This is a genomic window from Flagellimonas aurea (assembly GCF_017313785.1).
GTDB classification, from domain to species: Bacteria; Bacteroidota; Bacteroidia; order Flavobacteriales; family Flavobacteriaceae; genus Flagellimonas; species Flagellimonas aurea.
Genome location: NZ_JAFLNL010000005.1, coordinates 214,337 through 241,000, shown reverse-complemented (window position 1 = coordinate 241,000; position 26,664 = coordinate 214,337). Strand labels below are relative to the sequence as shown.

The window sequence follows — 26,664 nt, the reverse complement described above, 5'->3', positions numbered from 1 at the left end:
ATATATAAGTATAATGGCGTATTTATTTACATCAGAATCCGTTAGTGAGGGACATCCGGACAAGATTGCAGATCAGATCAGTGATGCATTGTTGGATAATTTTTTGGCCTTTGATCCGGAGAGCAAGGTTGCGTGCGAAACGATGGTTACCACGGGACAGGTAGTGTTGGCAGGGGAGGTGAAGAGCCATACCTATGTGGATCTGCAGAGTATTGCTAGGGAGGTCATCAATAAAATTGGCTATACCAAAGGTGAATATAAATTCAGTGGTGATTCCTGCGGGGTAATTTCATTGATCCACGAACAATCACAGGACATTAACCAAGGTGTTGACCGTGGTTCAAAAGAAGAGCAAGGTGCTGGCGACCAAGGTATGATGTTCGGTTATGCTACCACTGAGACGCATAACTATATGCCCTTGGCGTTGGATATTTCCCATAAGATCCTGGAGAAGTTGGCCGATTTGAGAAGAGAGGGAACCCGAATTCCATATTTACGTCCAGATGCCAAAGCTCAAGTTACCATTGAGTATTCCGATGACAATGTTCCGCAACGGATTGATACCATTGTGGTCTCCACCCAGCATGATGAGTTTGACGAGGATGACGTGATGCTGGCCAAAATCAAGGAGGATATCGTTAATATTCTGATTCCAGAGGTAAAAAAATTGATGCCCGAGAGTATTCAAAAATTGTTTACCGATAATATCAAATATCACATCAACCCAACAGGAAAATTTGTGATAGGTGGGCCACATGGAGATGCGGGCCTTACCGGAAGAAAGATAATTGTGGATACCTATGGTGGAAAAGGAGCCCATGGAGGAGGTGCTTTTAGTGGAAAGGATCCGAGCAAGGTTGATCGTAGTGCTGCATACGCTGCGCGCCATATGGCCAAGAACTTGGTTGCTGCGGGTGTGGCCAATGAGATTTTAGTGCAGGTGAGCTACGCCATTGGTGTCGTGGAGCCTACATCCATTTTTGTCGATACTTATAAATCTTCCAACGTTAATATGACTGATGGCGAGATAGCAAAAAAGGCATCCGAACTATTTGACATGCGACCTTTTGCGATTGAGGAACGGTTAAAGCTGCGTAACCCTATTTATTTGGAAACTGCCGCGTATGGTCATTTGGGTAAACAACCCAGAACCGTGACCAAGGTTTTTGAATCACCCTATAATGGTCGTATTGAAAAAGAAGTGGAACTCTTCACTTGGGAAAAATTGGATATGGTGGACAAGGTGAAGGCCACCTTCGGACTTTGATTCATCAAAAATAAAATGATAAAGGAGCTTTCATGAGGCTCCTTTTTTTATTGGCATACTCCCGTGAACTTTAGTAGCTTTAGCTAATCAAAAAAGAGTGAAATGAGAAGTTCCATTAAAATCCTGTTTTTAAGTCTTTTAACGTTGACGGTGGCCGTCAGTTGTAAAAAAACCGTCAAGACCGAGGTCCGAGAGGTGGACACCTACGTGGCAGACAATTACACCAAAAAAGAGGTGGACATTGAAATGCGGGACGGGATTACTTTGCATACAACCATTTATTCACCCAAGGATACTTCCAAAAAGTACCCGATCATCATGCAGCGGACCCCTTACAGTTCCCAGCCTTATGGTGAGGGGAATTTCAGGACAAAAATAGGCCCGAACGAACATTTGATGAAAGAAGGGAACATTATCGTGTACCAAGATGTGAGGGGAAGATGGCTTAGCGAAGGACATTACGAAAATATGAGGGCCTACATTCCTAACAAGACCTCGGATGAACAAGTGGATGAAAGTTCGGATACCTACGACACCATTGAATGGTTGGTAAACAACGTGGAAAACAACAATGGCAATGTGGGAATCTGGGGGATATCTTACCCAGGTTATTATGCCACGTACGCCACCGTGGATGCCCACCCAGCCTTAAAAGCGTCTTCCCCTCAGGCCAGTATAGGGGATTTCTTTTTTGATGATTTCCACCACAACGGCGCTTATTTGTTGAGCTATTTCAGGGCTACTTCACTCTTTGGAACCCCTCGCCCCAATGGAGACCAACCTATTGATACGGCATGGTACACGCTTCCAAACCTGCCAACAGAAGATCAGTATCAGTTCTTCTTGGATGCAGGGCCGTTGAAGAACCTTGATTACTTTTTTGAATATGAAACGGCCGATACGCCCACCATGCGTCCAGAGGGAGTAACCGATGATTTCTTTTGGAACGAACTCAAAGAACACCCGAATTATGATGCCATGTGGCAGAGCAAAGGCTTGATCCAGCATTTGAAAGATGTGAAGAGCAGTGTGGCCACTATGGTTGTAGGCGGTTGGTTTGATGCGGAGGATTTATATGGCCCATTGGAAACGTACAAGAATATTGAAAAATATAATGAAGACAACTACAATACCATGGTATTTGGACCATGGGACCATGGTGGTTGGGCTCGGGATAAAGTCCGTAATGTAGTGGGCAACTACTATTTTGGGGATTCCATTTCGTTGTTTTTCCAGAAAGAAATCGAGACCAAGTTCTTTAACCACTTTTTGAAGGGTGAGGGTGATATGGATTCTGGTCTTCCCGAAGCTTACGTGTTTGACACTGGTACAAAAGAATGGAAAAAATATGATGCATGGCCTCCAGAAAATGCGGCCAAACAGACCATGTATTTATCCGATGACCAAGAGCTCACTTCGGAACCCAAAGAAATTACTGGAATTCAGTTCGTGAGCAATGTAAAAAAACCAGTTCCGTATTCGGAAGATGTGAAGACCGTTTTCACCCCGAGAAAATACATGACGGATGATCAGCGCTTCGCAGCGCGTCGTTCCGATGTATTGGTTTTTGAAACCGATGTGATGGAAGAAGACCTGACCTTGGCAGGGGATATTTTGGCCCATTTAAAAGTGGCCACAACAGGTACAGCGGCCGATTGGATCGTAAAAGTAATCGACGTGCACCCAGCCGATGCAGAAACCAATGAAGAAATGCAGGACCATCTTAAAATGAGCAATTATCACTTAATGGTTCGCAGCGAAGTGCTACGCGGTCGATTCCGAAACAGTTTCTCCGACCCAGAACCTTTTGTGCCCAATCAAAAGACCGATGTGGACATCAAGCTACAGGATGTGTTCCATACCATCAAAAAAGGGCATAAGTTGCAGATTCAGGTGCAGAGTACGTGGTTCCCGCTCATCGATTTGAACCCACAAACCTATGTGGACAACATCTTTAAGGCTGACGAATCAGATTTTAAGACACAGACCCATACCGTTTTCACCGATTCCAATATTGAGTTTACGGTGTTGAAATAAATTTGGGCAACCATTATGAAGAATATTTGGTTAATAATATTACTAATTATGCTTAACTCTTGTGGCCTAATACGTGTAAGTTCAGGCTCAAAATATGATAGAGAAAAAGTTAATAAAGTAGATTTCTGTGATTTGTCAGAATTTAAAAATGAATTAATTAAAACTAGACTGGAGTATTCTGGTGTTGATGAATATTGGAGCGCAAGAGGCTTTAACGATTGTGAACTTGACAATGCAGTTTACTTAGATTTTAGGGAGTATTACGAAAGCTGGAAGTACAAACTAATAAATAAACAATTGAGTCGTCTCCATGAAGAATATTGGAAGAGAAAAGCTGTCATGACAGTAATTGGTAGGTTTGAAATGGACTCGGTAACAAAGTATGGGCATTTAGGAAGTAATAATGCACAAATTGTAGTCAAGAGTGTTAGAATAAATTTAAAAAGGAAATAAATTTTTACTGATAAAAACCATTTACAATTGTAGTTCAAGTATTATATCTTTTAAAAGAGTATTACATATCTTTGAAAATATCCGAAAAGATTAGGAAAATCAATCTTTCCATCAGTATATTTGTCCCACGAAGTTCAAACACGTATTGATTAGTTATCAAGAAAGGCGGAGGGAATAGACCCGATGAAGCCTTAGCAACCCTTGGCCCCTGATGCCGAGAAGGTGCTACATTCTATCCCATTTGGGTATAGATAACGACAATCGACATTTTTCGATTTTACTTTCTTATAACTTTTTGATTTTCCTACGGCCTATGTCGAAGGGTTTGACTTTTTAATTTAAAAAATTAACAATTAAAGCAGCAAAAGTCATGAGTGATCAAAAATTTTCAACCAATGCCCTACATGCTGGCCACGATGTAACCGTAAACGGAGGTACAAGGGCCGTACCCATTTATCAGTCCACTTCGTATGTGTTCAACAACACGGACCATGCGGCCAATTTATTTTCATTGGCAGAGTTGGGCTTTATCTACACCCGATTGAACAATCCTACCAACCAGATTTTACAAGACCGTTTGGCAGCTATTGAAGGAGGAATAGGGGCAGTGGTGTTTGCTTCCGGAACAGCTGCCATTTCAACAGGTTTAATGACGCTTCTGAAAGCGGGGGACCATATTGTGGCTTCGAGTAGTTTGTATGGAGGCACCTATAATTTATTGAATGTAACCCTACCAAGATTGGGCATTACCACCACTTTTGTGGATGCCTCAAACCCTTCCAATTTTGCGGCTGCCGTTCAAGATAATACGCGAGCCTTTTTTGTGGAATCTTTGGGGAACCCGAAGTTGGATGTACTTGATCTAAAAGGAATATCCAATGAAGCCAAAGAGGCACAAGTGCCATTTATTGTTGACAATACGGTAGCTACGCCAGGTTTATTGAACCCTATTGAGCATGGTGCCAATTTGGTGATTCATTCTCTGACAAAATATATTGGTGGTCAGGGCAACTCTCTTGGTGGTGCCATTATCGATGCCGGTACCTTTGACTGGGCCAACGGAAAATTTCCTGAGTTTACAGAACCTTCTGCAGGTTACCACGGTTTGGTATACCATGAAGCCCTGGGTGCGCCAGCCTTTACTTTTAAGCTGATTTTGGAGGGACTGCGCGACTTTGGTGGAGCTTTGAGTCCGTTCAACGCTTTTCAGATTTTGCAAGGGTTGGAAACTTTGCCGGTGCGTATCAAACAGCACAGCATTAATGCCTTGGACTTGGCTGAATGGTTGGAGAATAGAGAAGAGGTTGCTTGGGTCAATTACCCCGGATTAAAAAGTAGTAAGTATAATGACTTGGCAAAAGAGTATCTGCCTAAAGGCCAGAGCGGAATCGTTACCTTTGGGGTCAAAGGTGGGTTTGAAGCCGCAAAAAAGCTGACGGATGCTACTAAAATATTCTCGCTGTTGGCTAATATTGGCGATACCAAATCCTTGATCATACACCCTGCCAGTACTACGCACCAGCAATTGAATGAAGAGCAGCAGCAAAGCGCCGGTGTTTCTCAAGATTTAATTCGTTTGTCGGTAGGTCTGGAGGATATCGAAGACTTGAAAGCTGATTTGGAGCAGGCTTTTGCCGCCATTTAATGATTAATAGATTAACGTCGAAGAAAAGCTATGCTGCAGCATTTAAATATAGAACAATTTACTACCCAAAGTGGTGTTGCCCAAGACCTGAAGTTGTCGTACCAAGTTTTTGGAAAACCCTTGCATACGGCACCCATTATTTTGGTGAACCATGCGCTTACGGGCAATTCCAACGTGGCAGGGAAAGATGGATGGTGGTCTGATTTGATCGGTGAAGGAAAATGTATCGATACCGAGAAGTATACGATTTTGTCCTTCAATATTCCAGGAAATGGTTTTGATGGATTCATTATCGAAAATTATAAAGATTTTGTAGCTGGGGATATCGCCAGAATATTTCTTTGGGGATTGAAGGAATTGGAGATTGATAAACTGTTCGCCATCATCGGTGGTTCCTTGGGAGGTGGAATTGCTTGGGAAATGACGGCCATCAATCCAAAAATCACGGAACATTTGATTCCTGTGGCATCCGATTGGAAATCTACGGATTGGTTGATTGCGAACTGTCAGATTCAGGAGCAGTTCTTGGTCAACTCCAAGCAACCCGTGCACGATGCCCGCATGCATGCCATGCTTTGCTACCGTACACCAGAATCTTTCAAAGAACGATTTAAGCGGAGCACCAATGAAGAACTCAAGGTGTTCAACGTGGAGTCTTGGTTGATGCATCATGGCAAAAAATTACAGGAGCGTTTCCAATTGTCAGCCTATAAATTGATGAACCAGCTTCTAAAATCCATCGACATTACGAGAAATGGAGAGGAAGCCTTCAAGGCATTGCAGGAGAGCGATACCAAAATCCATATCATAGGGGTCAATTCCGACCTATTTTTTACAGCAGAAGAAAATAAGGAGACCTTTAAACGGTTGGCCCAGGCCAATACCAATGTCACCTATGGTGAAGTGCAATCCGTGCACGGTCATGATGCCTTTTTGATGGAGTTTGAACAATTGGAAAAATTGTTGGAGACCGTTTTTCAAAAGAATACCGAACGTATCAAGATATTGAAGTTCGGAGGAAAGTCTCTAGCAAACGGTGAAGGCATTGAGCGCGTTTTGAACATCATCCGTAAAAGGTATGAGGAAGAAGAGCACTTTGCCGTAGTGGTATCTGCTCGTGGCAAAGCGACCGACCAATTGGAAAATCTGCTGGAGAAAGCGGCCAAAGGAGTTGATTTTAAAGCTGATTTGAAAAAGTTCTCGGACTATCAAAAAAATAATTTTGATGGTGTAGATATTGATGAAGAACTCTCCGCCATTGAAAAAATATTGAACGGGGTTTCCTTAACGGGGGATTACAGTCTCAAGACCAAGGATGAGGTATTGTCCTTCGGGGAACTGTTGTCCGCCAAATATGTAACGGCAGCCCTGAATGCCGCTGGATTGCAAGCAAAGCTTTTGGATTCCAGAAAATTGATCACTACGGATGACAATTTCAGTAATGCCGAGGTGGACCAAGGAACATCCAAAGAAAATGTGCTTCGATATTTCCATGAATTGGAAAAGAATACCATTCCTATTGTTACTGGATTTATTGGTTCCAATCGTGATGGCTCAACCACCACTTTGGGCAGGAACGGCAGTAATTATTCCGCTGCTTTGCTGGCCAACTTTTTGGATGCTGGCGAGTTGATCAATTACACTCATGTCGATGGCATTTTTACCGCCAATCCAGATTTGGTGGCCGATGCAAAGTTGATTGATGTCATATCGTACGGTGAAGCCAACGAGTTGGCCAATTTTGGGGCCAATATATTGCATGCGAAGACCATAATTCCATTGATAGAGAAAAATATTCCGTTGCGCATCTGCAACACTTTCAACGATGACAACGAAGGCACTTTGATAGGTCCAAAAACGGACAATGGCGGCATTAAATCCCTTTCGGTGCTGGAAAATATGGCCTTGATCAATTTGGAGGGTAGGGGATTGCTCGGTAAAGTTGGTGTGGATATGCGGATTTTTAGAGCCCTTGGCCTTAATGGCATCAGTGTGGGTATCGTGTCGCAGGGATCTTCGGAAAGAGGCATCGGCCTGGTGGTGGATGTAAGCAAGGCCGACAAGGCCAAAAAAGTGCTTGACCAAGAATTTGAAACGGATTATTCATCAAAGGATATCAACCAAATTTCGGTGGTCAAGGATGTTTCCGTAATCTCCATTGTGGGAATGGATTTGAGCAGTTTCCATAAGCCCTTCAATGCATTGGCCAAGAACCAGATTACTCCATTGCTGTTCAACAACACCGTCACAGGGAAGAACGTGAGTATGGTGGTTAAGAAATCAGATTTGAATAAGGCCATCAATGTGATTCACGGACAAATTTTTGGAATCGCAAAGAAAATCAACCTGGCACTATTTGGCCACGGAAATGTTGGGGGCACTTTGATCAGTCAGATCTTGGATTCAAAAAATAGTATTGAAGCGCGAAAAAGCATCGATTTAAAAGTGTTTGCCGTAGCAAACTCGCGAAAGGTGCTTTTGGATGCCACAGGAGTGGGCGCTGATTGGAAGGAACGTTTGGAAAACGAAGGCCAGCCCTATCAAATTGAGGACATTACCGCATTTGCCAAAAAGCATCATTTGGAAAACTTGATCGCTGTGGACAATACGGCCAGCAAAACATTTGTGGAGCAGTACGAACCTTTGATCGGGCACGGTTTTGATTTGGTTTCATCGAACAAAATCGCCAATACGTTGAGTTTTGAGAAATACAAATCGGTTCGAAAGTGTTTGGACAAGAACCAGAAACAATACCTCTACGAGACCAATGTGGGTGCAGGGCTTCCATTGATCGATACCATCAAACTATTGCATCTCTCGGGGGAGAACATCACCCGAATCAAAGGAGTTTTCTCGGGATCGCTGAGTTATATTTTCAACACTTTTTCCGAGAAGGACGTTTCCTTTTCAGAAATTGTAAAGGAAGCCATGCAAAGTGGGTTTACCGAACCTGACCCAAGAGAAGACCTATCGGGCAACGATGTGGGAAGGAAATTGTTGATCTTGGCCAGGGAATTGGACCTTCAGAACGAGTTTTCGGACATAGACGTGCAAAACCTGATACCCGAAGAGTTACAAACCTTGGATTTTGAAAAGTTCATGGAACGAATCGGGGAGATGGATAAAATGTATAAGGAAATCAAGGAAAACCAAGAATCTGGTCACGTGCTTCGCTATGTGGGTGACCTGCATGGAGATTTGCAACAGGACAAAGGGATTTTGGAGGTGAAATTGGTCTCTGTGCCCAAAGAAAGTGCATTGGGCCAGGTAAAAGGTTCCGATTCCATTATTGAGATTTACACAGAATCCTACGGAGAACATCCATTGGTGATTCAGGGTGCTGGCGCTGGTGCCGCTGTAACGGCAAGAGGTGTATTTGGTGACATTTTAAGAATAGCAGAAAAGATATGAGCAAGCAAGGCAAAAAATTCGAGACACAGGCAATAAGAACGCAAATGGCGCGAAGTCAAAATTTGGAGCATTCCAGCCCCATTTATATGACATCCAGCTTTGTTTTTGAAGATGCGGAGGACATGCGTGCCTCCTTTGCCGAAGAAAAGCAGCGGAATATTTATTCCAGATATTCCAATCCCAATTCCAACGAACTCATTGAAAGGGTCTGCCAAATGGAAGGTGCGGAAAATGGTTTTGCCTATGCCTCTGGAATGGCGGCCGTTTTTTCAACCTTGGCGGCATTGTTGAATGCTGGTGACCATGTGATATCCTCCAAAAGCATCTTTGGTTCCACACATACCCTGTTCACCCAGTTTTTTCCAAAATGGAACATCGAAACAAGCTATTTTGATGCCAAAGATTTATCTCAAATAGAGGGATTGATTAAGCCCAACACCAAAATTCTTTATGCGGAAACACCGACCAACCCAGGAGTCGACGTGTTGGATTTGGAAGTGCTGGCGAAGTTTGCCAAAAAGCACGGCCTTATTTTTATTGTTGATAACTGTTTTGCAACGCCCTACTTGCAGCAACCTATAAAATTCGGTGCCGACTTGGTGATTCATTCAGGAACCAAATTGATGGATGGACAAGGAAGAGTCTTGGCAGGAATTACCGTCGGAAGCGGGGAATTGATGGATAAAGTATATCGTTTTTCTCGAATTACGGGCCCTGCGTTATCACCTTTCAACGCATGGGTGTTGTCCAGAAGCTTGGAAACCTTGGCGATTCGAGTGGACAGACATTGCGAAAATGCCCTAAAGTTGGCAACCTATCTGGAAGGACATGATAAAATCGAGCGGGTTAAATATCCTTTCTTAAAATCACATCCCAAGTACGACATTGCCAAAAAGCAAATGAAGGCAGGTGGTTGTGTAGTGGCATTTGAGGTAAAAGGGGGCTTGGAAGCAGGTCGGGAATTTTTTGATAGCATTAAATTGTTGTCTTTGTCCGCCAACTTGGGCGATGCCCGTAGCATTGTGACCCACCCTGCGTCCACAACACATAGCAAGCTGACCACAGAGGAACGCAATGCCGTTGGAATTTCTGATGGAATGGTTCGCGTTTCCGTAGGTTTGGAACATATTGATGATATTATTGCGGATATTGAGCAGGCGTTGGGCTAATCTTTCTACAAGCTGGTTTTGAAGGTGGATTGCTAAATTTCCCTATCTTCGTATGATGCTCTCCAAGAAGACAAAATACGGACTTAAGGCACTTACCTATCTGGCAAAAGTCAAGGATAGGGAGCCTGTGCAGATTGCGGAAATCGCCAAGTGCGAGAATATCTCCCAAAAGTTTCTGGAAAGTATTTTGCTTACCCTTCGCCGAAACGGATTGCTGGGGTCTAAAAAAGGCAAAGGCGGAGGTTACTATTTGATCAAAGAGCCAAATGAGATTCATATGACCACCGTGATGCGAGTTTTGGAAGGTCCCATCGCCATGGTGCCCTGTGTAAGCCTCAATTTCTACGAAAAATGTGATGACTGTCCAGATGAGGGCGAATGCTCCGTGCACAAATTAATGCTTCAGGTAAGGGACAGTGCACTCGATGTTTACCGAAACAATACCTTGGCAGATTTGCTTTAAATCAATGCTTCACGGTTATTTTTAGCTTAAAAATCCTCAAAATTTCCTATCGATTATCGATAATCTACTAAAACTATAGGGTAAAAGTAAATTTATGATTCATTTTGCTTTTTCTTCAGAAAAATAATTTTACTTTTGAAATTCCTATCAATTTGGTAGGATAATAAAAGTTTAAAAATGATTACCGATCAGTTGATTATAAAAGGTGAAAAACAGCAAAGTACCTACACCAAGGATACCGCATCCGAGAGTCCAAAAAGGAGTATAGCAAAATCTATCAGTTGGAGGATAGTTGGAACCGTCGATACCATTATCATATCATGGCTTGTAACAGGAACATTGAGCTTGGCATTTTCAATTGGTTTGGTGGAGCTTGTCACCAAAATGGTGCTTTATTTTTTTCACGAAAGAATCTGGAACTCCATAAAATGGGGTAAATAAAAGTTAGGGCAATGGCATTGACACAAGAGGAAATACAGAACTTAAACCGCCAATTCAAGGGCATTCCACCAGAGGAAATCATTTCATGGGCCATTAACCATGGAAAAAAACCTGTCGTCACCACCAATTTTAGGCCATACGAGGTTGCAATTCTGCACGCGGTGACCGAGGTGGACAAGAGCATTCCTGTAATTTGGTGCGATACTGGGTACAACACCCCACAGACCTACAAACATGCGGAGGAATTGATTGCCCGTTTGGGACTCAACGTTAAATTGTACGTCCCCAAGCAAACGAGTTCCCATCGCGATGCCGTTATGGGAATCCCTCAAATACACGACCCGTTGCACCAAGAGTTTACGGAGCAGGTAAAGTTGGAACCTTTCCGAAGAGCTATGGAAGAGCACAAACCCGATGTATGGTTCACCAACCTGCGCAAAGGTCAGACCGCCCACAGAGATTCCTTGGATGTGTTGAGCATGAGCAAGGATGGCGTATTAAAGGTCAGTCCATTCTATCACTGGAGCGATACCCAATTGGATGCCTATTTAAAAGAGCGTCAATTGCCCAACGAACATAAATATTTTGACCCGACAAAAGTATTGGCGAACCGTGAATGCGGTCTGCACACCTAAATAATATGAATTATCACCTGAATATTAGGGTGATGGATATAAAAAGATATAGCCTTGAGCACACTTGCAGAAGAAATTAAAAAACCAGAGACCTTGAACGGGGTGGAAAGACCCACGGCAAACGCTCTGGAGCATGAAGCCATTTACATTATTCGAGAAGTAGCCGCGCAGTTTGAAAAACCCGTGTTGTTATTTTCTGGAGGAAAAGATTCAATCACCTTGGTACGCTTGGCCCAAAAAGCATTTTGGCCCGCCAAGATTCCTTTTCCATTGATGCATATCGATACGGGCCATAATTTTCCCGAAACCATAGAGTTTAGGGACAGATTAGTGGAAGAACTCGGAGTGGAACTGATCGTAAGAAACGTTCAGGATTCCATTGACGAGGGAAAAGTAGTAGAAGAAACGGGCAAGTACGCCAGTCGCAACATGCTTCAGACCACGACCTTGCTCGATGCCATTGAGGAATTCAAGTTTGATGCTTGCATCGGTGGTGCAAGACGCGATGAGGAAAAGGCAAGGGCCAAGGAACGTATTTTTTCAGTGCGTGACGATTTTGGTCAGTGGGACGAAAAGAACCAACGACCTGAATTGTTCGATATGCTCAATGGAGAAATCGAAATTGGTCAGAATGTAAGAGTATTTCCGATCAGCAACTGGACGGAATTGGACGTTTGGAGCTATATCCAAAAAGAACAAATCGAGATTCCATCCATCTATTTTGCGCACAAGAGAAACACCTTCCTTCGGGATGGATTGATCTGGTCAGCAGAGGACGATGTGGTATTTAGGGCCGATGACGAGCAAGTAGAGGAAAGAATGGTTCGTTTTAGAACCGTTGGGGATATGAGCTGTACCGCAGCTGTCGAATCCCATGCCGATACCATCGATAAAGTGGTGGCCGAAATCAGGGATTCCAGAATCTCGGAAAGGGGCGCCCGTATCGACGATAAGCGTTCCGAGGCGGCCATGGAAAAACGTAAACAGCAAGGATACTTTTAACAGGAAGAAAGACAAATGGAAGTTTTAAAAATAGCAACAGCAGGAAGTGTAGATGACGGTAAAAGTACCTTGATAGGAAGACTGCTTTACGATACAAAATCAATGACCGACGATAAGTTGGAGGCCATTGAACGAACAAGTAAGCAAAAAGGATACGACTACCTCGATTTTTCCTTGGCAACCGATGGATTGGTGGCCGAAAGAGAGCAGGGCATCACAATCGATGTAGCTCATATCTACTTTTCAACACCGTCAAAAAGTTACATCATTGCCGATACGCCAGGCCATGTGGAATACACCCGAAACATGGTAACGGGAGCATCAACTTCTCAAGCATCGATTATTTTGATAGATGCACGAAAAGGAGTTATCGAGCAGACACACCGTCACTTTTTTATCAATAACCTGCTTCGCATAAAGGACGTGATCGTGGCCATCAACAAAATGGACCTTGTCGATTTCTCCGAAGAGACCTACAACAAAATCAAAGCCGATTTTGAGGAGTTGATGAAAAAGAGGGATTACCAAGATCAGAACATAACCTTTATTCCCGTAAGTGCTTTAAAGGGGGACAATGTTGTGAACCGTTCCGAAAATACACCTTGGTACAAAGGGCAGACTTTATTGGAGCACTTTGAAGCATTGGACCAGAAGGATATCTACAATACAGGTACCCCACGTTTCCCGGTTCAATATGTGATTCGACCCAAAACAGAGGATTTCCATGATTTCCGTGGATTTGCAGGAAAGGTCTATGGTGGCGAACTCAGCGTTGGGGATGAAGTAGTAGTACTGCCATCGATGACGCGTTCCAAGATCAAGGACATTTATTTTTACAATAAACAATATAAGACCGCTCCCCGAAGATCTTCGGTCACCATTACCTTGGAAGATGAGGTCAACGTGAGCAGGGGCGACATGTTGGTCAAGGTCGGCGATCTACCGACCATTGACAAACAATTGACAGCAACGGTGTCTTGGATGGACAGTGCCGATTTTACACCTGGTGGAAAGTATGTGCTTCAGCACGGGTTGAACAAGGTTCTGGCCAAAGTGGACGCCATAGAACACAAAATTCACCCAGATTATTCAGGAATTGAGGAAAATGTTACCTCTCTTCAGATGAACGATATCGCCAAAGTGCGCTTAAGGTTGAACAAACCTATTTTTTATGATAGGTTCAAGGACCACCGTACCAATGGCTCTTTCATCATAATCGACAGCCGAACAAACAATACGGCGGGCGTAGGATTTATTGAATAGAATTTTCCCGCCCAGGCGGAGAAAAAGGGGAATCATTTTAAATTAACCCTATAAAATAGATAGGAAAACTAGATTATGCAAAGTTTTAGAACAGAGATAGAAAACCCGATCGTAGAAAAGGACATCATCGAATTGGAGAAAAAAATCCGCCAGTTCAAGGGGGGTGAAATGGATGAGGAAAAATTCCGTAGCCTTCGATTGGCACGTGGAGTTTATGGTCAGCGTCAACAGGGCGTACAAATGATTCGGATCAAGTTGCCCTACGGAAAGGTGACCTCCAATCAGTTGTTGAGAATCGCGGATGTTTCTGATGAATATTCGCGTGGACGTTTGCATATCACAACCCGTCAGGATATCCAGATTCACTATGTGGATTTGGAGCGTACCCCTGAGCTTTGGGCACAATTGGAAAAGGACCAAGTAACGCTGAGGGAAGCCTGCGGAAATACCGTTCGTAACGTAACCGCAAGTGAAACTGCAGGAATCGATGTGGAAGAACCTTTCGATGTTTCCCCCTACGCGCAAGCGGTTTTTGAATATTTCCTTAGAAACCCTATCGGACAGGAAATGGGAAGAAAATTCAAGGTTTCCTTCTCTGCAAGCGATGCGGATACGGGACTATCTTACATGCATGATCTTGGATTTATTGCCAAGGAAAAAAATGGGGAAAGAGGGTTTAAAGTTATGTTGGCAGGTGGATTGGGTTCACAGCCTCGACATGCCGATGAATTGTACAGCTTTTTGCCTACGGATAAAATTATTCCTTTGATGGAAGGCGTCATTCGTGTGTTTGACAGATATGGGGAGCGCAAGAGTAGGGCAAAGGCCCGTATGAAGTTTTTATTGAAGGATTTGGGACTTGATGGTTTCAAAGAATTGTTGGAAGAAGAACAGACCGCAATTCCCCATCAAACCTATCCCATCCATATTGAAGATTATCCAAAAGTAAAAGTTGCCGAGGTGGAAACTCCAGAGGTTTCCATCGAAGACCAAAATGCTTTCGAAAAATGGAAATCAACCAACTTGGTGCCTCAAAAGCAAGAAGGCTACGTGGCCATCGGAATTAAAGTGCTTTTAGGAGATTTTCATACCGATAAGGCCCGTGAACTGGCCAAATTGGTGCAGGATTATGCCGCTGGGGAAATTCGTTTATCGCTTAGACAAAACATATTGATTCCCTACGTAAAAGAAGAGTTAGTGCCCTTCTTCTATCAGGAATTGAAAAAGCTTGGCTTTGCAGAAGCAGGTTATAATAAAGCATTGGACATCACCGCATGCCCAGGGACCGACACTTGTAACCTTGGGATTGCCAGTAGTACGGGAATCGCCGATGAGTTGGAAAGAGTCATCAAAGCGGAATACCCACAATATATCAAAAACCCTGATGTGGTCATCAAGATCAGTGGATGTATGAACGCCTGCGGTCAGCATAACATGGCGCACATCGGTTTTCAGGGAATGTCCGTGAGAACCAAGGATAAATTGGTGGCACCAGCCCTTCAGGTGTTGTTGGGAGGCGGAAACTTTGGAGATGGCAAAGCACGATTTGCCGATAAAGTGGCCAAGATTCCAAGTAAAAGAGGCCCACAAGCATTGCGACTAATCTTGGATGATTTTGAGGCCAACGGAAATGGAGCTTCGTTCACCGACTATTATGAGGAAAAAGGACAGATTTATTTCTACGATTTCTTGAAGCCGTTGACCGATGTGGATAACCTTACCCAAGAGGATTTTATCGATTGGGGGAACGAAGAAAAGTATGTTAAGGAGATAGGAGTCGGGGAATGTGCAGGTGTAATCGTTGACCTTGTGGCAACCCTGTTCTTTGAGAGCCAAGAAAAAATCGAAAATGCGGAGGAAGCCATTAAAGAAGGCAAGTGGGCTGCAAGTATCTACTATTCTTACCAATCCATTGTGAACTCTGCCAAGGCATTGTTGACAGCGGAAAAAGTGAAGACCAATACCCATGCGAGCATCATCAAGGATTTTGATGAATTGTATGTGGAAACTGGAAAAATCGATTTTGAGGGCGGATTTGATAAAATTGCCCTTCAGTTGAACAAGAACGAACCATCCGAAGCATTTGCCAAAAGCTATCTGGAAGATGCCAAGGCAGTTTTGGAAAAATTGGAAACGTTCAGAAAAATGGAGTTGGAACATGCGTAGAGGAAAATTAACTGTAGTGGGTGCTGGTCCAGGTGATGTGGATTTGATCACGCTGAAAGGGATAAAGGCATTACAAAATGCAGACGTGGTTCTGTATGATGCACTGGTATCGCCAGAGCTTTTGGAATATGCACCGGTCGCCGAGAAAATATTTGTGGGCAAACGCAAAGGATGCTACTCCTATCAACAGGAGCAAATCAACGATTTGATCGTGGAGCGAGCTACCAAAGGCATGCACGTGGTACGGTTAAAAGGCGGAGACCCTTTCGTGTTTGGCAGAGGAGCCGAAGAAATGGAACACGCTGCAACATTTGGAGTTGATGTGGCCGTAGTGCCTGGAATTTCATCCTCCGTGTCCGTTCCCGCATCACAGAACATTCCTGTAACCAAAAGAGGTGCGGCCGAAAGTTTTTGGGTGATTACTGGAACCACCAAAGAGCACAAACTATCCAGCGATGTGGCTTTGGCCGCAAAATCCAACGCAACCGTTATCATCCTAATGGGTATGTCCAAATTGGGTGAGATTATGGAACTTTTTAAAAACGAAGAAAAAGAAAATACACCAGTGGCCATCATTCAAAACGGTACCACTGAAAACGAGAAGATTGGAATTGGCACTGTTGCTTCAATTGAGCACAAGGCAAAGGAGCAGCAGCTGTCAAATCCAGCTATCATTGTAATTGGCGAAGTGGTAAACCACCGTCAACGTGTATTGGATATTCAAAGAGAATATCAGTTTCAGGGAGAAAAATTGCAAGAAAGAGTTTAAAATCAGTCAGGTCTCGCCAGATGGGGCCATATAAAAGTAGAATTATGATCAAAACAGATATCATTATAATCGGAGCGGGACCTACGGGTTTGTTCACTGTTTTTGAAGCAGGATTGCTCAAATTAAAATGTCATTTAATCGATGCCTTGGCACAACCAGGAGGACAATGTTCAGAGATTTACCCAAAGAAACCCATCTATGATATTCCTGCTTATCCAGAAATTTTAGCAGGTACCCTGGTGGATAACCTTATGGAACAAATCAAGCCATTTGAACCTGGTTTTACTTTGGGAGAACGAGCCGAAACCTTGGACAAACAAGAAGATGGTTCTTATATCGTTACCACGAATAGAGGAACCAAGCACCATGCACCGGTTGTGGTAATTGCTGGTGGACTTGGTTCTTTTGAACCTAGAAAACCGATAATTCCGAACATTGAGCTCTTTGAAAGTAAGGGTGTGGAATATATGGTAAAGGACCCCGAACAGTTCCGAGACAAGAAAGTGGTTATTTCAGGTGGAGGTGATTCTGCATTGGATTGGGCCATTTTCTTGGCCGATGTAGCTTCAGAAGTTTCTTTGGTACACCGAAGAAATGAGTTCCGAGGAGCCTTGGACTCCGTAGAGAAAGCACGGGAGTTGGCCAAGTTGGGCAAAATTCGATTGTTCACCAAGGCCGAGGTCACCGAGATCCATGGTCAGGAAGATTTACATGCCGTGGTCATTAAGTACAACGATGAGGAAAAGGAATCCACTTATGTGGAAACCGATTTCTTTATTCCATTGTTCGGATTGTCCCCAAAATTAGGGCCCATAGGCGATTGGGGATTGGAAATCGAGAAAAATGCCATCAAGGTGAACAATGCCATGGATTACCAAACCAATCTTCCTGGAGTTTTTGCCATTGGAGATGTGAATACCTACCCAGGTAAGCTTAAGTTGATTTTATCAGGATTTCATGAGGCGGCCGTAATGTGCCAGTTTGCCTATCAGATTATCAATCCAGATAAAAGATTTGTAATGAAGTACACTACGGTTGGCGGAGTTCAAGGATTTGACGGTTCCAAGAAAGAAGCCAAAAAAGAAGTGGTGCAGAGTATCGATTAAAAGTTTTGTTTTTAGAAGTGAAGACACCTTTCAAGAGTAATTTTGAAGGGTGTTTTTTATTTTAGGCTATATTTGAATTTTACAAACGTATGGATGTAGCTTTTACGCTTAACGATTTCTACGGAAAGCTTGGCCTGCCCATTCCAGAGAACATTGGAAAGGATATCGGACACTTTAATGTTTTCAATATTGCCGAATATCGTACCCGATTGAGCAAGGGTGAGATGCGTTATGATAGACGGGCCTATTTTAAAATTAGCCTTATCAATGGAAAAAACAGGGCAGAATATGCAGATAAGGTTATCGATATTGATAACAAGGCGCTATTGTTTGCATCTCCTAAAATCCCGTACAATTATGTTCCTAAAGATGATGAGCAGTCAGGATATTTTTGTGTGTTCACAGAAAGTTTCTTGTCAAAGGACAAAAGTGGTGTCATATTGGAAACCCTACCTATTTTTCATCCCGGAGGCTATCCTATTCTCAATATTTCAGATGAAGATTATATCGAGTTGGAACAACTTTTTCAAAAAATGGACAAAGAGTTGTCCTCGGATTATCCCTTTAAGTTTGATTTGATACGTGCGTATGTAATTGAATTGTTGCACATGGGGCAAAAGTTACATCCGGTTCAACCAAAGGAGGGCGGAAAAAATGCAGCTGTACGAATTACCGATATGTTCGTGGAATTGCTGGAACGGCAATTCCCCATTAATACACCTGTGCAGCGATTGATGCTCAAAACCGCAAATGATTTTGCGGAACAACTTGCTGTCCACCCCAACCATCTTAACAAGGTGCTGAAAGAAACCACAGGAAATACAACCACGGAGATTATTCATTCAAGAATGGTGGAAGAAGCCAAATTGCTGCTCAATGGCAGTGATTGGAATATATCCGAAATTGCTTTTAGCCTAGGTTTTGAGGAAGTAGCCCATTTTTCAAATTTCTTTAAAAAGCATACAAACCGGTCACCATTAAAATTTAGGTCAACGGTCAAAATTTGATTTTTGCAAAAAACAGATTGATGCTTACAACCGTTCAGAGTGTATGCAACGCTAATTTTGTTTTCGAATTCAAAAATCAATTAACATGAGTAAAGCAAAAATAGCATTGGTTACCGGTGGAAGCCGCGGACTTGGAGAGAATATGGCCATCAATATGGCCCAAAAAGGATTGAACATCCTATTGACTTACCAAAGTAATAAAGAAGAAGCGGACAAAACAGTTAGAGAAGTTGAAAAGCTTGGTCAAAAGGCCTATGCATTACAACTGGATGTGGCAGAAAGCAAAACTTTTGATGCCTTTGTGGATGAGGTCAAAAATGTGCTCGAATCCCATTTTGGTTCAGCAACATTGGATTATTTGGTCAACAATGCAGGTATTGGGATCAATTCACCGATTACCGAGACCACGGAACAGGATTTCGACACTTTGGTGAACATTCACTTTAAAGGTGCGTTCTTCCTCACGCAGAAACTTCTCCCTATCATGGCAGATGGTGGAGGCATAGTGAACGTTTCAAGTGGATTGGCCCGCTTTTCGTTTCCAGGATATTCCGTGTATGGTTCAATGAAAGCAGCAATTGAAACACTAACGCGATATCAGGCCAAAGAACTGGGTTCACGTCAAATAAGATCCAATGTGGTCGCACCAGGTGCCATTGAAACTGATTTTGGTGGCGGAACCAACAAAAACGATGAAGATAAAAGAACCGTAATTGCCAATTTTACTGCTCTTGGAAGAGTAGGTATCCCAAGTGATATAGGTGGGGTAGTAGCATTTCTTTGCACTGACGATGCCAAATGGGTAAATGCCCAACGCATTGAAGTTTCTGGAGGAATGATGGTATAAGAACATAACAGAACATTGAAGAAAACGGGTTGAGCGATCAATCCGTTTTTTTATTGTTGTATTTCTAAAAATTCAAGGGCATTTTTTGCTTTTCGTTTACGAGTGCCGTTTCTTTGCAGTTCAGTTCATTAATAAATTGAAAGTGTTATCAAGAAAGGTGGAGGGATTGGACCCTGCGAAGCCTTAGCAACCCTCGACCTCGAGAAGGTGCTACATTCTACCCTTGTCCTGAAACAGTATCGGGAAGGTACGGAGCATAATCCTGCCAAAGGGGAAGGATAACGTATAGAATACTTCGCAGTATCTTCCAAACATTTCTTGATATCGTTACATCCTTTTTTGAAGGGAAATTGTACTATGGAAAATATTGAAGACATATTGAAGAAACGGATTTTGGTGCTGGATGGAGCCATGGGCACCATGCTGCAGCGCTATAAATTCCAAGAAGCGGATTTTAGGGGAGAGCGATTCAAAGATTGGCCAAGTGACCTGCAAGGAAACAACGACCTGTTGTCTTTGACACAGCCAGAAGCTGTTAAGGAAATCCATCGAAAATTTTTGGAGGCAGGGGCCGATATTATTGAAACCAATACATTTTCGGGTACCACCATTGCCATGGCAGACTATGACATGGAAGAATTGGTATACGAACTGAATTACGAATCCGCCAAGATTGCAAAGCAAGTGGCCGAAGAATTCACGAAAAAGAACCCAGGCAAACCAAGGTTTGTGGCGGGAAGCATTGGCCCCACCAATAAAACCGCCAGTATGTCCCCAGATGTGAACGATCCTGGATTTAGGGCCATTTCTTTTGATGAACTCCGTATCGCATATAAACAACAGATTGAGGCCCTGCTCGATGGTGGAGCTGATATTTTGTTGGTAGAGACCATTTTTGATACGCTGAACGCCAAAGCGGCACTTTTTGCAATTGAAGAAGTGAAGGAAGATAGAAATATAGAAGTACCCGTAATGGTCAGTGGAACCATTACCGATGCTTCGGGAAGAACACTGTCGGGTCAAACAGCAGAAGCCTTTTTGATATCCATATCGCATATCCCGATTTTATCCGTGGGATTCAACTGTGCATTGGGTGCCAAACAATTGGTTCCCCATTTGGAAGTAGTTTCGGCAAAATCAGAATTCGCCATTTCGGCCCACCCCAATGCGGGATTGCCCAATGCCTTTGGCGAGTATGACGAAACCCCAGCTCAAATGGCAGCACAGATTAAGGAATATGTAGAAAAAGGATTGGTAAATATCGTAGGCGGCTGTTGCGGAACCACTCCAGAGCATATCAAGGCCATCGCCGATGTCGTAAAGGATTATCAACCAAGAAAACTTCTGACCACAGCATAGTTTAAGTTTATGGCAACGAAAAACGAACAACGATACTTAAAACTGAGCGGCCTCGAGCCCTTGGTCGTTACCCCCGAAAGTAATTTCATCAATGTGGGGGAACGCACCAATGTGGCAGGTTCCAAACGGTTTTTAAGACTGATCAAGGAAGAAAAGTTCGATGAGGCACTCGATATTGCCCGTGAACAAGTGGAAGGTGGCGCCCAGATCATAGACATCAATATGGATGATGGTCTGATAGATGGCAAGGAAGCCATGGTCAGGTTTCTCAATTTGATTGTATCCGAACCCGATATTGCCCGAGTACCCATCATGATCGATAGTTCCAAATGGGAAATTATTGAGGCAGGACTTCAAGTGGTGCAAGGAAAATGTGTGGTAAACTCTATCAGCCTAAAAGAAGGAAAGGAAGAGTTTGTGCGCCATGCCAAGTTGATTAAACGCTATGGTGCCGCCGTTATCGTCATGGCCTTCGACGAGGTGGGCCAAGCGGATACCTATGAACGTCGTATCGAAATCGCGAAACGTTCCTACGATATTTTGGTAGAGGAGGTGGACTTTCCACCAGAAGATATCATTTTTGACCTGAATATTTTTCCCGTCGCTACGGGAATGGACGAGCACAGGAACAACGCCATCGATTTTATCGAAGGTACGCGCTGGGTGCGCGAAAACCTGCCCTATTGTAGTGTAAGTGGCGGAGTGAGCAATGTTTCGTTCTCTTTTAGGGGAAACAATCCAGTGCGGGAAGCCATCAATTCTGCTTTTTTGTTCCACGCCATAAAAGCTGGAATGAATATGGGCATCGTGAACCCAACTATGTTGGAGGTTTACGATGATATCCCCAAAGATTTGTTGGAACATGTAGAAGACGTGTTGCTCAATAGGCGCGAAGATGCCACCGAACGCCTTTTGGAATTTGCCGAGACCGTGGTGGGCAAGGAAAGGGAAAGCAAGGTAGACCTCTCTTGGCGCGAGGAGCCACTCCAAGACCGTATAACACGGGCCTTGGTCAAAGGGATTGACCAATATATTATCGAAGATGTGGAAGAAGCCCGTCAAAAGGCCGCAAAACCTTTGGAAGTAATCGAGGGCAACCTAATGGCAGGCATGAATGTGGTCGGAGATTTGTTCGGAAACGGAAAAATGTTCCTGCCACAGGTGGTGAAGTCCGCCCGAGTGATGAAAAAGGCCGTGGCCTATCTTACCCCGTATATTGAAGCGGCAAAGGATGAAAAGTCCAAACCAGCTGGTAAAATATTAATGGCGACGGTAAAAGGAGATGTCCACGATATTGGAAAGAATATTGTGAGCGTTGTCCTGGCCTGCAACAATTATCAGATTGTGGATATGGGCGTGATGGTGCCACCAGAAAAAATCATCAACAAGGCCAAGGAAGAAAAAGTGGATATCATCGGCTTGAGCGGATTGATCACCCCTTCTTTGGATGAAATGGTGTTTTTGGCCAAGGAGATGGAGCGTCAAAACTTCGATGTTCCCTTATTGATTGGCGGCGCCACGACCAGTAAGGCGCATACCGCGGTTAAAATAGATCCGCAGTACAGTCAAGCGGTGGTACACGTGAACGATGCCTCTAGGGCCGTAACCGTAGTGGGCGATTTGCTTCAGGGTGAGACTTCTACGAAGTATAAAAAAGACATCAAGCTGGACTATGAAAGTTTTAGGGAGAAATTTTTAAAGCGTGGAAAGCAAAAGGAGTATTTAACCTTGGAGGAAGCCCGAAAGAACAAATTACAAATCAATTGGAATCCATCGGACATCAAAAAACCGAACCAGTTGGGCATAGAGGTCTGGGATGATTTTGACCTGACCGAATTGGAGGAATTCATCGATTGGTCGCCGTTCTTCCGAAGTTGGGACCTGCACGGTAAATATCCCGATATTTTGACCGATGAGGTCGTCGGGGAACAGGCCAAGGAGCTTTTTAAGGATGCCAAAGTACTTTTGAAACGTATTTTAGATGAAAGATTATTGAAGGCCAAGGCCATTTTCGGACTGTTTCCTGCCAATCAGGTGGGTGAAGATGATATTGAGGTTGACAAGAACGGAAAAACCTTCATTTTTAGGACCCTACGCCAACAATTGAAAAAACGCGAAGGGGTGCCCAATATCGCTTTGGCTGATTTTATTGCGCCAAAAGATTCAGGAATTCAGGATTATATCGGCTGTTTTTGTGTAAGCACGGGATTTGGGACGCAGGAATTGGCCGCCGAGTTCGAGAAGAACCACGATGATTACAATTCCATTATGATCAAAGCCTTGGCGGATAGGTTCGCGGAGGCTTTTGCCGAATACCTCCACAAAGAGGTGCGGACCAAATACTGGGGCTATACCGTTGACGAGGATTTGGACAACACTGAACTGATCAAGGAAAAATATCGTGGAATCCGACCTGCTCCAGGTTATCCCGCATGCCCCGACCATTTGGAAAAATTGACCATTTGGGAAATGATGGGCGTTGAGGACGAAATAGGGGTGAAATTGACCGAAAGTTTGGCCATGTGGCCTGCCGCAAGTGTAAGTGGATACTATTTTGGTCACCCCGAAACCAAGTATTTTGGATTGGGAAAAATAGAACAGGACCAAGTACAGGATTTTGCCGAAAGAAAAAACATGAAACTAGAGGAAGCCCAAAAGTGGCTAGCACCTAATATTGTAGATGAATAACCGATGAAAATTACCGATCACATAAAAAAAGCAAACGGGGAAACGCTTTTCAGTTTTGAAATTGTGCCGCCCGTAAAGGGGAAAAGTATTCAAGAACTCTATACTAACATAGACCCTTTGATGGAGTTCAAACCTCCTTTTATTGATGTGACCACTTCAAGGGAGGAATACGTTTACAAGGAAAAAGATGGGCTGTTGGACAAAAAATTGACCCGTACCCGTCCAGGGACATTGGGCATTTGCGCATCATTAAAACACAAATATGATGTTGATACTGTCCCCCATGTGCTTTGTGGTGGATTTACCAAAGAGGAGACCGAGTATCTTTTGGTGGATTGCCAGTATCTGGAAATAGAAAATGTGATGGCCCTTCGCGGTGATGCCCGAAAAGAGGAGAAATATTTTACTCCCACCAAAGGTGGACATCAATATGCCACGGATTTGGTGAAACAAATCCAAGATATCAACGAGGGTAATTATCTGCACGATACCATTGAGTCGAGCGATTTGAGCAGTTTTTGTATCGGTGTGGCAGGCTATCCAGAAAAGCATATGGAGGCCCCATCCTTGCAATCCGACCTAAAACGGTTGAAACAAAAAGTGGATTTGGGAGCCGACTACGTGGTGACCCAGATGTTTTTTGACAATCAAAAATTCTTTGCCTTTGTAAAAGCTGCCCGCGAAATGGGAATTAATGTGCCGATAATTCCTGGGATAAAACCGATAGCGGTTAAAAGACACCTCCAGGTGTTGCCCCATGTTTTCAGTATAGATCTTCCCGAGGATTTGATCAATGCGGTCGAGGCGTGTAAGGATAACCAAGCTGTACGTCAAGTTGGCGTGGAATGGGCCATTCAGCAGTCCAAGGAATTAAGGGAAGCAGGCGTGCCAGTGCTCCATTATTATTCCATGGGCAAATCAGATAATGTGAAGGCCATTGCCAAGGAACTTTTTTAATTTCCTACTTTAGTGCCCCATGAGGTACCTACTTAGCCTATTGTTGTTTTCAATTTCGTTCTTTGGAATTTCCCAAACCAACGAAGTGCCCAAAAAATACGTTTTGGACGTAACCCAGTTCTATGGCTCCATCCTTTTGCACAATCCCGACATTTCCCACTTGATCACCAATCATCCAGGAGGCATTATTTTAGGGGTGAGCCGAAAAACGTACGGGCATAAGGAATGGGAAGCCGATTTTGGTTATCCCGATACGGGTTTCACTTTTGCTTATCAAAACACCAATAATACTACCCTCGGGGAACATTTTGGGTTGTATGGTCACTATAACTTCTATCTTCTGAAAAGAAATGTACAGTTGCGGGTGGCACAGGGGTTGGCGTACAATACCAATCCATATGATAAGGAAGAAAATTTTAGGAACAACGCCTACGGAAGCCATATTTTGAGCAGTACCCTATTGATGCTTAATTACCACAAAGAGAATATTGTGGCAGGATTGGGTATGCATGCGGGGTTATCCTTTATTCACTATTCCAATGCCAATTTTAAGGCACCCAATACATCCACCAATACGTTTGCATTCAATTTGGGTCTGAACTATACTTTGGATAGTGACACTAGCTACGAATATTTAAAACCGAAATTGACGGGGGAAATTAGAGAACCAATTCGATATAATTTGGTATTGCGTGGCGGTGCCAACGAAAGCGACGTGATTAATATGGGGAGATATGGATTTGCCATTGTTTCTGCATATGCCGATAAGCGTCTGGGCAAACGTAGTGCCATTCAATTGGGCACCGATGTTTTCTTTTCCAACTTTTTAAAAGAACTGATTCGATATCAATCCATCGCTTTTCCCGAATTGGACGTTGCTTCTGATACCGATTACAAACGGGTAGGGGTATTTTTGGGCCACGAACTTTTTGTGAACAAAATGAGCGTGGTGGCACAATTGGGGTATTATGTGTATTACCCTTTTGATTTTGAAGGAAGAATGTACAATCGGATCGGGATGAAACGTTATTTTGGAGATAAGGTTTTTGGAGCACTCACCTTAAAATCACATGGGGCTAAGGCGGAAGCTGTTGAATTTGGAATAGGGGTAAGATTATAGTATTAAGATTTTAGATGCTAGTATTGAGAAAATTTTATAAGGAAGTAGTTGTCGCCTCGAGCGCAGTCGAGAGGTGCTTTACGTTGGCTATTTCTCTAATTCTGATTTCCTGCAATGGTGATAATGTGCCCGATTGTTTTCAAAATGCTGGCGATATAGTAAGGCGACCAGTTGATGTTTCTGAATTTAACACGATTACGGTTTTTGAAAACCTGAAGGTGGTCTTGAAACAGGGTGATGAACAACAAGTGGAAGTGGAAACGGGCGAATATCTTTTTAACGATGTTTCTGCGGTAGTGGAGGATAACCGTCTTGTGCTACGTAATGAAAACAGTTGCAACTTTGTTCGGGATTACGGTTTGACCACCGTATATATTACCTCGCCCAACATTACTGAAATCCGAAGCGGCACGGGATTATTGATTTCCAGTGATGGTATATTGGAATATCCAAGTTTGAATTTGATAGCGGAAAGCTTCAATAATCCTGATACGGAAACCACGGATGGTTCTTTTGATTTAAACCTAAATTCAACTACGGTAAGGATTGTTGTGAATGGGATAGCCTATTTCAAACTACGGGGCAGTGCCGAAAACTTTAATGTAAGTGTTGCGGCTGGTGATTCCAGAATTGAGGCTGAAGCACTGGTTTCAGAAAATGTAACGGTAAACCACAGAGGGTCCAACGATGTTTTTGTAAATCCGCAGCAACGATTGAGCGGGGTTGTTCGTGGAACGGGAAATGTGATCAGTGTAAATACACCTCCCGAAGTGGATGTTGAAGAATTGTTTACGGGCAGGTTGATTTTTCAGGACTGATTCACGCCCAAAACAATAACATTATTCCTCTTCAACTTTAA

General features: G+C 43.4%; 21 protein-coding genes and 2 riboswitches. All 21 genes read left to right on the top strand.

Annotated features, from left to right (window positions below; genetic code table 11):
- The first annotated feature begins 13 nt into the window (after positions 1-13).
- The 21 genes from metK (at position 14) to J0656_RS10995 (ending at position 26,623) form a co-directional block, all read left to right on the top strand.
- Entirely contained in the window at positions 14-1,267 is a 1,254-nt protein-coding gene (gene metK, locus J0656_RS11095) for a methionine adenosyltransferase (protein ID WP_207033739.1), read from the top strand.
- A gap of 102 nt (positions 1,268-1,369) precedes the next feature.
- On the top strand, positions 1,370-3,304 hold the full coding sequence (locus J0656_RS11090) for a CocE/NonD family hydrolase (RefSeq protein ID WP_207033737.1): 1,935 nt from the start codon (positions 1,370-1,372) through the stop codon (positions 3,302-3,304).
- Between the two features lie 15 nt (positions 3,305-3,319).
- On the top strand, positions 3,320-3,757 hold the full coding sequence (locus J0656_RS11085) for a hypothetical protein (RefSeq protein ID WP_207033735.1): 438 nt from the start codon (positions 3,320-3,322) through the stop codon (positions 3,755-3,757).
- A 150-nt stretch (positions 3,758-3,907) separates the two neighbouring features.
- Positions 3,908-4,015, top strand: a riboswitch (SAM riboswitch).
- 112 nt (positions 4,016-4,127) lie between these two features.
- The gene (locus J0656_RS11080; RefSeq protein ID WP_207033733.1) at positions 4,128-5,402 is read left to right on the top strand and encodes an O-acetylhomoserine aminocarboxypropyltransferase/cysteine synthase family protein; all 1,275 of its coding nucleotides are present in this window, start codon (positions 4,128-4,130) and stop codon (positions 5,400-5,402) included.
- A gap of 30 nt (positions 5,403-5,432) precedes the next feature.
- Positions 5,433-8,813, top strand: coding sequence for a bifunctional aspartate kinase/homoserine dehydrogenase I (gene thrA / locus J0656_RS11075; RefSeq protein WP_207033732.1), 3,381 nt, complete (start codon positions 5,433-5,435; stop codon positions 8,811-8,813).
- Positions 8,810-9,982: a trans-sulfuration enzyme family protein gene (locus J0656_RS11070; RefSeq protein WP_207033730.1), complete on the top strand. Its 1,173-nt coding sequence runs from the start codon at positions 8,810-8,812 to the stop codon at positions 9,980-9,982. Before thrA ends, J0656_RS11070 begins: the two co-directional genes overlap by 4 nt.
- A gap of 55 nt (positions 9,983-10,037) precedes the next feature.
- The gene (locus J0656_RS11065) at positions 10,038-10,445 is read left to right on the top strand and encodes an RrF2 family transcriptional regulator (RefSeq protein WP_207033844.1); all 408 of its coding nucleotides are present in this window, start codon (positions 10,038-10,040) and stop codon (positions 10,443-10,445) included.
- Positions 10,446-10,622: 177 nt separating this feature from the next.
- On the top strand, positions 10,623-10,886 hold the full coding sequence (locus J0656_RS11060) for a DUF2061 domain-containing protein (RefSeq protein WP_207033728.1): 264 nt from the start codon (positions 10,623-10,625) through the stop codon (positions 10,884-10,886).
- An 11-nt stretch (positions 10,887-10,897) separates the two neighbouring features.
- On the top strand, positions 10,898-11,521 hold the full coding sequence (locus J0656_RS11055; RefSeq protein ID WP_207033726.1) for a phosphoadenosine phosphosulfate reductase domain-containing protein: 624 nt from the start codon (positions 10,898-10,900) through the stop codon (positions 11,519-11,521).
- A gap of 102 nt (positions 11,522-11,623) precedes the next feature.
- Positions 11,624-12,523 (top strand): sulfate adenylyltransferase subunit CysD, encoded by a 900-nt coding sequence (cysD, locus tag J0656_RS11050; RefSeq protein WP_207033842.1) that lies wholly within the window; start codon positions 11,624-11,626, stop codon positions 12,521-12,523.
- A 15-nt stretch (positions 12,524-12,538) separates the two neighbouring features.
- The gene (locus J0656_RS11045; protein ID WP_207033724.1) at positions 12,539-13,786 is read left to right on the top strand and encodes a sulfate adenylyltransferase subunit 1; all 1,248 of its coding nucleotides are present in this window, start codon (positions 12,539-12,541) and stop codon (positions 13,784-13,786) included.
- A gap of 75 nt (positions 13,787-13,861) precedes the next feature.
- Positions 13,862-15,952, top strand: coding sequence for a ferredoxin-like domain-containing protein (locus J0656_RS11040; RefSeq protein WP_207033722.1), 2,091 nt, complete (start codon positions 13,862-13,864; stop codon positions 15,950-15,952).
- Positions 15,945-16,721: a uroporphyrinogen-III C-methyltransferase gene (gene cobA / locus J0656_RS11035; RefSeq protein WP_207033720.1), complete on the top strand. Its 777-nt coding sequence runs from the start codon at positions 15,945-15,947 to the stop codon at positions 16,719-16,721. The genes J0656_RS11040 and cobA overlap by 8 nt, the downstream gene beginning before the upstream one ends.
- Before the next feature lie 44 nt (positions 16,722-16,765).
- Positions 16,766-17,827 (top strand): NAD(P)/FAD-dependent oxidoreductase, encoded by a 1,062-nt coding sequence (locus J0656_RS11030; protein WP_207033717.1) that lies wholly within the window; start codon positions 16,766-16,768, stop codon positions 17,825-17,827.
- Positions 17,828-17,916: 89 nt separating this feature from the next.
- Positions 17,917-18,834: a helix-turn-helix domain-containing protein gene (locus tag J0656_RS11025; protein ID WP_207033715.1), complete on the top strand. Its 918-nt coding sequence runs from the start codon at positions 17,917-17,919 to the stop codon at positions 18,832-18,834.
- A gap of 85 nt (positions 18,835-18,919) precedes the next feature.
- A complete protein-coding gene (locus tag J0656_RS11020) occupies positions 18,920-19,681 on the top strand; it encodes an SDR family NAD(P)-dependent oxidoreductase (protein WP_207033713.1) in 762 nt (253 codons plus the stop codon).
- Positions 19,682-19,823: 142 nt separating this feature from the next.
- A riboswitch (SAM riboswitch) is annotated at positions 19,824-19,944 on the top strand.
- Between the two features lie 94 nt (positions 19,945-20,038).
- Positions 20,039-21,040 carry a homocysteine S-methyltransferase family protein gene (locus J0656_RS11015; protein WP_207033711.1) on the top strand — a complete coding sequence of 334 codons (1,002 nt, stop codon included), beginning with the start codon at positions 20,039-20,041 and terminating at the stop codon, positions 21,038-21,040.
- Positions 21,041-21,049: 9 nt separating this feature from the next.
- Positions 21,050-23,728 (top strand): methionine synthase, encoded by a 2,679-nt coding sequence (gene metH, locus J0656_RS11010; protein WP_207033709.1) that lies wholly within the window; start codon positions 21,050-21,052, stop codon positions 23,726-23,728.
- A gap of 3 nt (positions 23,729-23,731) precedes the next feature.
- Complete coding sequence (metF, locus tag J0656_RS11005) at positions 23,732-24,685, top strand: methylenetetrahydrofolate reductase [NAD(P)H] (RefSeq protein ID WP_207033707.1); 954 nt, start codon at positions 23,732-23,734, stop codon at positions 24,683-24,685.
- 19 nt (positions 24,686-24,704) lie between these two features.
- On the top strand, positions 24,705-25,805 hold the full coding sequence (locus tag J0656_RS11000) for an acyloxyacyl hydrolase (protein ID WP_207033705.1): 1,101 nt from the start codon (positions 24,705-24,707) through the stop codon (positions 25,803-25,805).
- A 14-nt stretch (positions 25,806-25,819) separates the two neighbouring features.
- A complete protein-coding gene (locus J0656_RS10995) occupies positions 25,820-26,623 on the top strand; it encodes a head GIN domain-containing protein (protein ID WP_207033703.1) in 804 nt (267 codons plus the stop codon).
- Positions 26,624-26,664: the final 41 nt, after the last annotated feature.